Annotated in this window: 10 protein-coding genes and 1 rRNA gene; 3 read left to right on the top strand and 8 right to left on the bottom strand. The window is 67.5% G+C overall.

The window, feature by feature from the left end; all coding sequences use genetic code 11:
- Positions 1–80 (bottom strand): 16S ribosomal RNA (locus ACE3O8_RS05650); the annotation flags it as partial.
- A 538-nt stretch (positions 81–618) separates the two neighbouring features.
- A complete protein-coding gene (locus ACE3O8_RS05645; RefSeq protein ID WP_374387667.1) occupies positions 619–1047 on the bottom strand; it encodes a CBS domain-containing protein in 429 nt (142 codons plus the stop codon).
- 64 nt (positions 1048–1111) lie between these two features.
- Here ACE3O8_RS05645 and ACE3O8_RS05640 point away from each other — a divergent pair, with 64 nt between their 5' ends.
- Positions 1112–1381, top strand: a complete 270-nt coding sequence (locus ACE3O8_RS05640) for a hypothetical protein (protein WP_374387665.1) — start codon at positions 1112–1114, stop codon at positions 1379–1381.
- Between the two features lie 136 nt (positions 1382–1517).
- Here the strand turns inward: ACE3O8_RS05640 and ACE3O8_RS05635 are convergent, their stop codons facing one another.
- The 4 genes from ACE3O8_RS05635 to hisS form a co-directional block, all read right to left on the bottom strand.
- Positions 1518–2306: a DUF4167 domain-containing protein gene (locus tag ACE3O8_RS05635; RefSeq protein WP_374387663.1), complete on the bottom strand. Its 789-nt coding sequence runs from the start codon at positions 2304–2306 to the stop codon at positions 1518–1520.
- Positions 2307–2643: 337 nt separating this feature from the next.
- A complete protein-coding gene (gene prmC, locus ACE3O8_RS05630) occupies positions 2644–3462 on the bottom strand; it encodes a peptide chain release factor N(5)-glutamine methyltransferase (RefSeq protein WP_374387661.1) in 819 nt (272 codons plus the stop codon).
- Between the two features lie 35 nt (positions 3463–3497).
- A complete protein-coding gene (gene prfA / locus ACE3O8_RS05625; protein WP_374387659.1) occupies positions 3498–4580 on the bottom strand; it encodes a peptide chain release factor 1 in 1083 nt (360 codons plus the stop codon).
- Positions 4580–5896 (bottom strand): histidine--tRNA ligase, encoded by a 1317-nt coding sequence (hisS, locus tag ACE3O8_RS05620; RefSeq protein WP_374387671.1) that lies wholly within the window; start codon positions 5894–5896, stop codon positions 4580–4582. The genes prfA and hisS overlap by 1 nt, the downstream gene beginning before the upstream one ends.
- Positions 5897–6063: 167 nt before the next feature.
- On the opposite strand from hisS, the gene ACE3O8_RS05615 reads away from it, so the two are divergent.
- Positions 6064–6744 carry a CatB-related O-acetyltransferase gene (locus ACE3O8_RS05615; RefSeq protein ID WP_374387657.1) on the top strand — a complete coding sequence of 227 codons (681 nt, stop codon included), beginning with the start codon at positions 6064–6066 and terminating at the stop codon, positions 6742–6744.
- 351 nt (positions 6745–7095) lie between these two features.
- Positions 7096–7884 (top strand): LnmK family bifunctional acyltransferase/decarboxylase, encoded by a 789-nt coding sequence (locus ACE3O8_RS05610; RefSeq protein WP_374387655.1) that lies wholly within the window; start codon positions 7096–7098, stop codon positions 7882–7884.
- Positions 7885–7902: 18 nt separating this feature from the next.
- Here the strand turns inward: ACE3O8_RS05610 and ACE3O8_RS05605 are convergent, their stop codons facing one another.
- Both ACE3O8_RS05605 and ACE3O8_RS05600 read right to left on the bottom strand, forming a co-directional pair.
- A complete protein-coding gene (locus ACE3O8_RS05605) occupies positions 7903–9474 on the bottom strand; it encodes a family 43 glycosylhydrolase (protein ID WP_374387653.1) in 1572 nt (523 codons plus the stop codon).
- Positions 9475–9517: 43 nt separating this feature from the next.
- Positions 9518–10174, bottom strand: coding sequence for a glutathione S-transferase family protein (locus ACE3O8_RS05600; RefSeq protein ID WP_374387651.1), 657 nt, complete (start codon positions 10172–10174; stop codon positions 9518–9520).
- Between the last annotated feature and the right edge of the window lie 24 nt (positions 10175–10198).

The raw sequence follows: 10198 nt of genomic DNA, 5'->3' as shown, positions 1-10198 counted from the left end.
ACCCGAAGGTCTCGTTCGACTTGCATGTGTTAGGCATGCCGCCAGCGTTCGTTCTGAGCCAGGATCAAACTCTCAAGTTCATTTCCGAACAATCACCCGGATGGAATTTCCGAATGAAAGCCCGTTTCAAGGAGCTTATCTCTGCACAACGTCTACTGACTTTGTTTGAAACCAATCTTTCGATCGGCCTCCACAAGCGTATGCGTTGAGACATATAGACAAGCTTGTTTCACGACACCCAGGCCTTGAAGCCCTGGGGCGTGGAACCGCCGTCCACATGTCCCTTCATCTAAACCAACTATGAGAAAGAGCGACAGATACCCTCACCGGTCTTTTGACTTACCGGCCAAACCTCTCGGCTTGTTGAGAGCTCAACTCCAACACGGTCCCTCTTGCGAGGAAGCTGACCGTTCAGGGCTGAACCCTGAGACTGGAAAGCCCGGCGAGGCACCGTAGCGCCTGCCGTCGTTGTCGGCGTTGACTGTGAGGCGGCTTATGGCGATGGCCGTTCACCCCGTCAACAAGTTTTTTCCGGCCGTTTCGCCAAACCGTCACTTTTTTCGCGACGCGCTCGGAAACCGGGCCAGGCGCCCAGATCTACGCAATTTTCCGGCAGTTTCAAGCCGTGGCGATGTAATCCTTCAAGGCGAGCGCCTCCTGCTCCGCCTCCTCGATCCGCCGCTTCACCAGGTCGCCGATCGAAACCAGCCCCACCAGACGCCCCGAATCGAGCACAGGAAGGTGCCGAATCCGCCGATCCGTCATCAATTCCATGGCGGAAGGGATCGAATCATCGGGCGAAATCGTGATCAGCGGCGCCGTCATCACGTCGCGCACGCGCATTTGCAGCGCTGTCACCCCGTGCGCGCCCAGGCAGCGCACGATATCCCGCTCGGAAACGATTCCCACCGGCTCATCCAGCTCGATCACCAGCAGCGCCCCGATTCGGCGCTGAACCAGCGTCTCCACCACATCCGCAACCGTCGAATCGGGCGTCAGGCTCACCACCTCATGCCCCTTGCCCCTCAGAATGGACGAGATAGCCATCAAACGCCCTCCTCCCACGCGCTCCCGGCTTGAATGTCGCTCAATTGAGGCGAATTGGAAAGGCATGAGTCAAACCAAGCAAGAGCAGCGAATCGCAGACGCCAGGCGGCGGTTCGCACGGCTGATGAAATTCGCTGCCGCCGCCAGCCTCGTCGTCACCGCGCTCGCCTTCCTGTGGTTCCGCCACACCGGCACGCCCACCCCGCTGCCCTTCATCGGCGCCATCGCGATCGCCGTCGTCGGCTCGTTGATGCTCACGGCCGCGCTGATGGGCCTCGTCTTCTTCTCCTCCGCCAGCGGCGCAGACGAAGAGGTCGACAAGCGGGACAGCTGATCCCCGGCCGCCACGCCACCCGCCCCAAATGCCGAACGCCTGCCCACCCCGGGGGGTGAACAGGCGTTCGATCTCATTCCCGGATCCGCCGCCGGGCCGGCGCTTCCCTCCCCAGGGGGGGAAGGAAGCCCGCGAATCAGCCCTCGGCCGGTTCCGCCTCCACCTTGCGCGGTCGCCCGCGACGGCGCGGCTTCGGCGCATCGCCGGATTCGCCTGCCTCGCCCACCGGATCAGCCGCTTCCCGAACCGGCGCGCCGCCAAAGGCCACCAGCGCCGCCTCGCCATCGCTCAGCGCCGGCGCTGCGGATTCGGGAGCCAGCCGTTCCTCACGATCCTCACGAAGGCGCTCGTCGCGCTGCCGATCGTCACGGGGGCGATCGTCACGGGGCCGCTCATCCCGGGGTCGGTCACCGCGCCGCTCCTGCCAGCGCTGGCGGCTCTCGCCGCTCTCGGCCCGATCGCGATTGTCCGCGCGGTCACGATTGTCCGTCCGCTCCCGGTTGTCGGATCGCTGCCGGCGCTCGCCCCGCTCCTCGCGCGGCGCCTGCTGGCGCTCGCCGACTTCGGCCTGCTCCTCGCCGCCCTCGGCCGCAGCGTCCTCGCCGTCCGCGGCTCCTGCATCATCCTCGAACGGATCGAACACGCCGCGCCGCGCGCGCATTTCTTCCTGCCGGATGCGGCTGTCGTTCAGAACGCGGAAATAGTGATCGGCGTGCTGCAGATAATATTCCGTCGCCACCCGGTCGCCGGACTGGTGCGCATCGCGCGCCAGCTGCTTGTATTTTTCCAGAAGCTGGTGGGCATTGCCGCGCACCCGCACTTCCAGCCGGTTGGCGTTCTGTCCGCCCGCCGCCATGCCCATCGGGCGCGGATTGTTGTTCCCGCCCCCGCCGCGCCGCCTGCGACCGCTTTGCCTGTTCTGCATGCCTGGGTGTCGTCCTTCCACTATGCAGCCGGCCCGGCGGCCAATCCTTGCCGCCGCCCTGCCAGGGCTCAAACTGCCGAAACGCCCAAGGGCCCCATGCCCAAGCCATTCGGCCGGAATGCGCCAGCTGCCGGACGTCGCCGAACCTCAAGGCGGGGCCATGCCCGCCATCCGCCTGCCCGATTCGAACCCGCTGCGTTGCAGCCAGATCAGGCGGTCGATCCACCTGCCCAGAGGTTTGAGGGAGCAGGCCGGCCGGCCCTTTGCCCGGCTGCGCTGCACAATCTTCCTAGACGCTGCGATTCGCCCTGCCAAGCAATATTCCGCCTGGCCGCAATCAAGCGGCGGTTGCCAGCACCCGCGCCCGCCCCGTCAGGTCCTCCGCCAGCCGCGCCCGCATCCCCAGCCGTCCCGCCATCGCCAGCAGCGCCGGCCCCTGCCCCAGCCCGAACTCGAACAGGGCCATCCCGCCCGGCGCCAGCAGGCGCGGCACCTCGGGCAACAGCCGCCGGTAACAGTCCAGCCCGTCCGCCCCGCCAAACAGCGCGCCGGCCGGCTCATACTGCGCCACATCCGGCATCAGCTCGGCCCCGTCCTCGATATAGGGCGGGTTGCACAGGATCAGGTCGAACGGCCCCTCCACGCCTTCCGCCCAGTCGCCCGCCGCAAACGCCGCCCGCGCCGAAAGCCCCAGCCGCGCCGCATTGTCCCGCGCCACCGCCAGCGCGGCATCCGAACGGTCGATCCCCAGCCCCCGCGCACCGGGCCATTCGCTCAGCGCCGCCAGCAGCAGCGCGCCCGATCCCGTGCCAAGATCCAGCACCGTCTCCGGCGGACGCCCGGCGAAATGCGCCAGCGCCTCCGCGATCAGCATCTCGCTGTCGGGCCGGGGCACCAGCACATCGGGCGTCACGCGAATCGGCAATGACCAGAATTCCCGCTCCCCCGTCAGATGCGCCACCGGCTCGAAGGCCCGCCGTCGCGCCAGCAGCGCGTCGAACGCCGCCCGCGCGGCCGCGCTCACCGGCTCCCGGCCCATCAGCATGCGCAAACGGTCCTCGCCCAGCACATGCGCCAGCAGCAGTTCGGCATCCAGCCGCGGGGTGTCCCCGGGCAGATCCGCCGCCGCCGCCCGCAACAAGGCATGGCGGTCCATCCCGCCTGCCCCCATCTTACCGATCACGATCTGGCTCAGGCATCCAGCGCCGCCAGCCGCTCCGCCTCGTCCTCCGCGATCAGCGCAGAGACAAGCTCGTCCAGCCCCGTCCCCTCCATGATCTCCGGCAGCCGGTGCAGCGTCAGGTTGATGCGATGGTCCGTCACCCGGCCTTGCGGGTAATTATAGGTGCGGATCCGCTCGCTGCGGTCCCCCGATCCCACCATCGCCTTGCGGTCGGCAGACCGGGCAGAGGCCAGCTTCTCCCGCTCCATGTCATACAGCCGGCTCCTCAGCACCTTCAGCGCCTTCGCCTTGTTCTTGTGCTGGCTCTTCTCGTCCTGCTGGATCACCACCAGCCCGCTCGGCAAATGGGTGATGCGCACGGCGGAATCAGTCGTGTTCACGCTCTGCCCACCAGGGCCAGAGGACCGATAGACGTCGATGCGCAGATCCTTGTCGTCGATCTGCACATCCACTTCTTCCGCTTCGGGCAGCACGGCGACAGTCGCCGCAGAGGTATGGATCCGCCCCTGCGCCTCGGTCGCGGGCACCCGCTGCACCCGATGCACGCCGCTCTCGAACTTCAGCCGCGCGAACACGCCCTCGCCGTTCACGCCCATCACCACTTCCTTGAAGCCGCCCAGTTCGGCCGGCGACGCGCTCAACGTCTCCACCCGCCAGCCGCGCAGTTCGGCATAGCGCTGGTACATGCGCGCCAGATCGCCCGCGAACAGCGCCGCCTCGTCGCCGCCGGTGCCCGCGCGGATTTCCAGGATCGCAGGCTTCGCGTCCGCCGAATCCTTCGGCAGCAGCTTCAGCGCCAGATTGCGCTCGGCCTCGGGCAGCTTCGCCTTCAGCTCCGGCAGTTCCTCGGCGGCAAGCGCGCGCATCTCCGCGTCCGCCCCGGCATCGGCCGCCAGCGCCTCCAGCTCCGCCACCTCCAGCCGCATCGCCAGCACCGCCCGCGCCGCCTCGGCCGCCGGAGTCAGCTCGGCATAATCCTTCGAAAGAGAAACGAACCGCGAAGGCTCCAAAGCCGGATTCGCCATCTCCGAAGCCAGCGCCTCATGCCGTTGAATCAGCTGTGCCAGCCTCTGGTCAGGCAGGTGCACCATCAACCGCGTGCCTTCAGAAGAGCATCGGGCGAGAATCCCGATTCCTTTTCCACATATCTGTGGAGCTCATATTCTGTCGTTAGTGCAGACCAAATCACATCGACACCCGGGTCAGGCGCCCTATCAGGGCCGGCACCTTGATTGAGCCGGACCAGCAATCCATCCGGAGCAGACCTCAATACGAGCCGCATTCGCACATTGGTGCGCGCCGCTACCTCAAAACGCTTCTTCGAGTTCCCCCGATAAGCTTGGTCAACCGAAATGCCTGCATTCCGCAAGATGGAGGCGATTTGGGCCACATGAGTTTCGGCGGCAGGGTCTTCCGGGATCACCGCCACGACCGCCCCAACCGCCACCGGCTCCCCGCACAGCATCATCAGCCGCTCGATCCCGCCGGCCCAGCCCACCGCAGGGGTGTGCGGCCCGCCCATGCTCTCGATCAGCCCGTCATAGCGCCCGCCGCCGATCACCGTCGCCTGGCTTCCCAGCGCGTCGCTCACGAACTCGAACGCCGTGTGCCGGTAATAATCAAAGCCGCGCACCAGCCGCGCATTCCGCTCGAACGCCACGCCGCTTGCCGCGCAGCCCTTCTGCACCGCCTCGAAGAAGGCCCCCGCCTCGCTGCTCATATAGGCGTCGATCGAAGGCGCGGCTTCCACCAGCGGCCGGTCCTGCGCCTCCTTCGAATCCAGAATGCGCAGCGGGTTCGTCTCCAGCCGCTTCCGGCTCTCCTCGCTCAACGCATCCCGATGCGCGGAAAAATGCCGGACCAGCCCGTCCCGCCAGCGCCCACGCGTCTCCGCATCGCCCAACGTGTTCAGCTGAAGGGTCACGCCAGCCACGCCCAGCTCCTTCAGCAGCAGGTCGGCAAAGGCGATCAGCTCCACGTCCGCCGCCGGTTCCGCCGATCCGATCACCTCGGCGTCGATCTGGTGGAACTGCCGGTAGCGGCCCTTCTGCGGCCGCTCGTATCGGAACAGCGGGCCGTGCGTCATCAGTTTCAACGGCGCGAACTGCTGCCAGCCTTCCGAAATATAGGCCCGGCAGATCCCGGCGGTGAATTCCGGCCGCAGCGTCAGCGATTCCCCGTTGCGGTCCTCGAACGTGTACATTTCCTTCGAAACCACGTCGGTCGTTTCACCCAGTGTCCGCGCGAACACCTGCGTGAACTCCACCACCGGCACCTGCACGCCGCGAAAGCCAAAGCGGCGGCCCACGTCGCGGAACCGGTCCGCCACATGCTCGAACCGCGCCGCCTGTTCGCCGATGAAATCCTGCATCCCGCGAACGGGCTGCGCCTTGGCGGGCTTCGACATCTTCACCTCTTCGCTCATGGCCCGCGCGCCTAGCAGGCTGCGCCCGCGCGCGCAAAGTCCGGCCCCGTTCACCATGCTGCGCCGCACCATCGGCTTGACGCCGCGCCCGCCCGGCTGGCATGTCCCCCTCATCTGCCCGATCAGGGGGCCAAGGACAGGAAGATCCGATGGGGCTGTATCGATCCCTGGTCGACAAGGCGATGGTCCGCCTCAATGCGAAGCGCGAATATGAAAGCGCCGAACTCCGCGCCTATTTCAAGCGCCACTATGATATCGAAGTCGGGCTCTACACCATCGGCCCGTTCGATCGCTGGCGCGTGCCGCCCGGCTCCCGCATCGGCCGCTACTGCTCCATCGCGCGCACCTCGCGCCTGCTCGATGCCGATCATCCGATGGATTCGCTCAGCACCCACCCCTATTTCTACCTCAGCGAATTCGGCGTCATCCCGAACGATCAGCTGAAGCTGACGCCGCCCGTCGTCGAAGACGGCGTCTGGATCGGCCACAACGCGATCGTCACGCCGGGCTGCAACCGCATCGGGCGCGGCGCCATCATCGGCGCGGGCGCGGTCGTGATGCAGGATGTGCCGCCCTACGCCATCGTCACCGGCGCACCGGCCAAGCTCGTGCGCTACCGCTTCGATCCGGATACCATCGCCGTCATCGAAGCCACCCGCTGGTGGGAACTGGATCGCGAAGGCCTCGCCGCCGCTGTCCGCGCCGCACCTGAATTCGCGCTGCATCCCCGCCGCGCCTCGGTCGAAGCCTTTGTGAAGGGCCTGCCCGGCGTCACCCTGCCGCCCCCCGTCGCCGCCCCGGCCGTCGCCGATGCCCTCCCCGGCCCTTGAAAGGCCCCGCTCCTCGCGCTGCTGAAATCGGAAATCCCCGATCTCGCCGATTCGAACCTCGCCACCCCCTTCACAGACCTGAAGATCGACAGCTTCGGCCTCATCACCCTGCGCATCGCGGTCGAACAGCTCGCGGGCCGCCAGATCCCGGATCGCATCTGGGGCGCGCTCGTCGCCCCGGCCGATCTCCTCGCCCTGGCGGATGGCACGCCCACCGCCCCCGCCGCGCAGGCGGCAAGGCCCGTCCCCGCCGCGCCGGCGGGTAAACCCGTCCCGGCTTCACACCCCGCCACTCCCATCCCGGCCACCAGCCGCCGCCCGGCCTCGGAATCGCGCCGCATCACCATCAACATGCCGCAGATGGCGATGCGCGGCCTGTCAGAGGCGTGGCTGTTCAAGGAAATGGGCGATCTCCACTGGCACACGCTGTGCAAGGGCCTCGAAACCCCCTCCTCCGCGATCGCCGACAGCGAGGGCAGCCGCCTCTACGCCACCTTCACCCGCATCCGCCTCGCGCTCGAAGCCCCGCTCACGGACTTCCGCGAGAATCAGGATCTCGCCCTCGATCTCGCCCCCAGCCGCTTCGGCGCGGGCATGTTCTTCGGCGACATCGAAATCCTCGGCGAAACGGCAAAGGCCCACGCCACCTTGATGACCAGTTTCGCCAAGTTCGGTGAAGCCGGCGCCAACACCTCGCTGATGAAGGGCCAGCCCGTCATCCCCGACGGCTGCGAGATCCCCGGCCTCGCCGCCGCCCCCGAATTCGCCGCGCAGTATCGCACGCTGCGCGCAGAGGAGCTGCCGCCGCCGCTGTTCGAAACCAGCTACGAGATGCAGCCCGTCCACGACATCAACGGCGTCGGCCTCCTCTATTTCGCCGCCTATCCGATGATCGCGGACATCTGCGCCGCCCGCCACTTCGGGCCGGATCTACTGTCGGGCCGCAGCACCACCCTCAGGGACATCTGCTATTTCGCCAACGCGATGCCCGATGAAACCCTCGTCTATCGCATCCACGCCGAACAGGCTGAGGGCGACCGCCTCCGTTACCGCGCCACCCTCTCCCGCAAGAGCGACGGGAAGACGATGGCCCTCATCGAAACGGAAAAGACAAAGGTCGATCTGCCGCCGGTGAAATAAGGGTCAATCCGTCCGGCCTCAGCCGGCCTCCCCGGCATAGCGGAAATCCGTCAGCAACGCCGTCCCGCGCCCGGCACAGAAGAGGCCCAGCTTCAGGCTGTCAAAGCCGCCGAACACATTGTGGTGCAGCCCGGAAACCTCCATCCGCGTCGGATGCCGCGACCAGCTGCGCCCGCCGTCCGCGGAATAGCGGAAGGTCACCACATGGCCCACATTCTCGATTCGCAGCCGCAGTCGCGGCCCCGGCGACGGGAACGAGGCCCAGCCCTGCTTCGCGCCATATTGATAGGAATGGATCTGCCCCCTGTCGAAGCCGATCCCCACAAAGGCCTTGTGGCTATAGAACAGCAACAGCCCGGCCTCCGCCTCGCCCGCCAGCGCGATATCCACCTCCGCCGAATAGCTGCGGTCCGGCACGATCAGCGTCAGCGGCGACGAATCCGCCGGCGACGTCCCCGCCCCTGCCATCCGCAGCCCGTCCGGCCCCGGCGACAGCCGCTCCCGTCCATGCGCACCGGCCTGGAACTGGCTCCACTGCACCCCCAACGCCGGCCCCCGGAACCCGTCCGAATGCGCCCGCCCAGCCGGGCCCGGCCGGCCGCCGCGCGGCTTCGGCAACGGCTTCGAAAGATCGCCCCCCGTCGCCCGGAACCAGCCGTCCCGCGTCCACGCCACCGGCTCCAGCAGCGTCTGCCGCCCCAGCGTCCGGTATCCGTTCTCATATCCGTGATAGACCATCCACCAGTCCCCGGCGGGGCCCTCCACCAGCGTGGCATGCCCGCGCGACCACCAGGGCTCGGCAGCGCTCGCCGTCCGCACCAGCGGGTTGTGCGGGCAATGCTCCCACGGCCCATGCACCGATCGGGATCGCGCCGCGATCACCATATGGCCGGTCACCGGACCCGCGGTGCCCCCCACCGCCGTTACCAGATACAGCCAGCCGTTCCGCCACATCAGCTTCGGGCCTTCGGGCGCGAAATTCTCCGTCACCCAGTCGTCGGGATAGGTCCAGGGCGCATAGGCCGGCTCCAGCGCGCCGTCCGTCGCCAGCCCGTCGTCCGTCAGCCGCACCTTCCGGATGCCGTTCACGAACAGGTATCGCCGCCCGTCCTCGCCCACCACATGCCCCGGATCGATGCAGCCGGGCAGCTTCAGGTCGATGGGATCGCTCCACGGCCCCTCGATCCGGTCGGCCCAGATCACGAAGATGCCCCAACCCTCGCCCGCGGGATCGGCGGGAATATAGATGAAATAGCGCCCGTCATGCTTCACCAGGTCCACCGCCCACACGGTGCCCAGCGACGTCGTCAGCGCCGGCGCCACCGGCGCCCAGTTCACCAGGTCGGTCGATCGCCAGATCACCAGCCCCGGCACCGCCTCGAACGAGGAAAAGGTCATGTAATATTGATCGCCATCCTTCAGGATGGTCGGATCGGGATGATCACCCGGAACCACGGGGTTCACAAAGGTTCCGTCCCCCAGGTCGGCCTGCCGCTGCCCCTCCGCGCCGCGCGCAGCGGCCCGAACGGGCGCCGCCGCCAGCGGAACGGCCGCCATCCCCGCAAACAGCTCACGTCGCCTGATCGCCATCGGTCCTCCCGATGGTATCGCTAACAGAACGGGCGCGCGCCGCCTAGTCCCGGTCGGGCGCGCCCAGCGGAAACAGCCGCCGATAGGGCCGCGCCTCGTCCACCACATGCGCGATCGACGGCCGCGCCAGCAGCCGCGCGCGATAGGCGCGCAGGGCGGGGCAACCGGCCGGGATCGGCTCCACCCAGTCGGCATAGAACAGCGCCGGCGCCGCCGCGCAGTCCGCAATCCCGAAATCCCCGCCGGATGCCCATTCCCGCGCCGACAGCTTCGCCTCCAGCCAGTCATAGCTGCGCAGAAGCTGCCCCTTCGCCCGCACCACGGCGCGCACGCTGCGCTCCCCTTCCGGCTGCAGCGCGTCGCCCACCACCTGCTGCATCACCCCGTTCACATAGTCGTCGAAGATGTCGGCCATCATCCGCGCCTCAAGCGCCCCGGCCGCATCGGCGGGCACCATCGGCGGATCGCCCGGCGCGTGCAGGTCCAGATATTCGATGATCACATTGCTTTCGCAGATTTCCCGCCCGTCATGCACCAGCACCGGAAACTGCCCCGTGGGCGACATTGCCGCCAGCCGCGCCGAATTGTCGGGATGCCCGGGGTCCACCTGCCGAAAGCGAAACGCCACCCGCCGCTCAGCGAGCGCGATCAGCACCTTCCAGGTGAACGACGAAAAAGGATGCCCATAAAGTTCGAACATCGATGTCCTCCCCCATGCCGGGGC

Origin of the sequence: Sandaracinobacter sp., assembly GCF_041909755.1 — a bacterium.
Taxonomy (GTDB): Bacteria; Pseudomonadota; Alphaproteobacteria; order Sphingomonadales; family Sphingomonadaceae; genus Sandaracinobacteroides.
The sequence above is the reverse complement of the archived record's forward strand: the minus strand, read 5'-3'. Positions and strand labels throughout refer to the sequence as shown.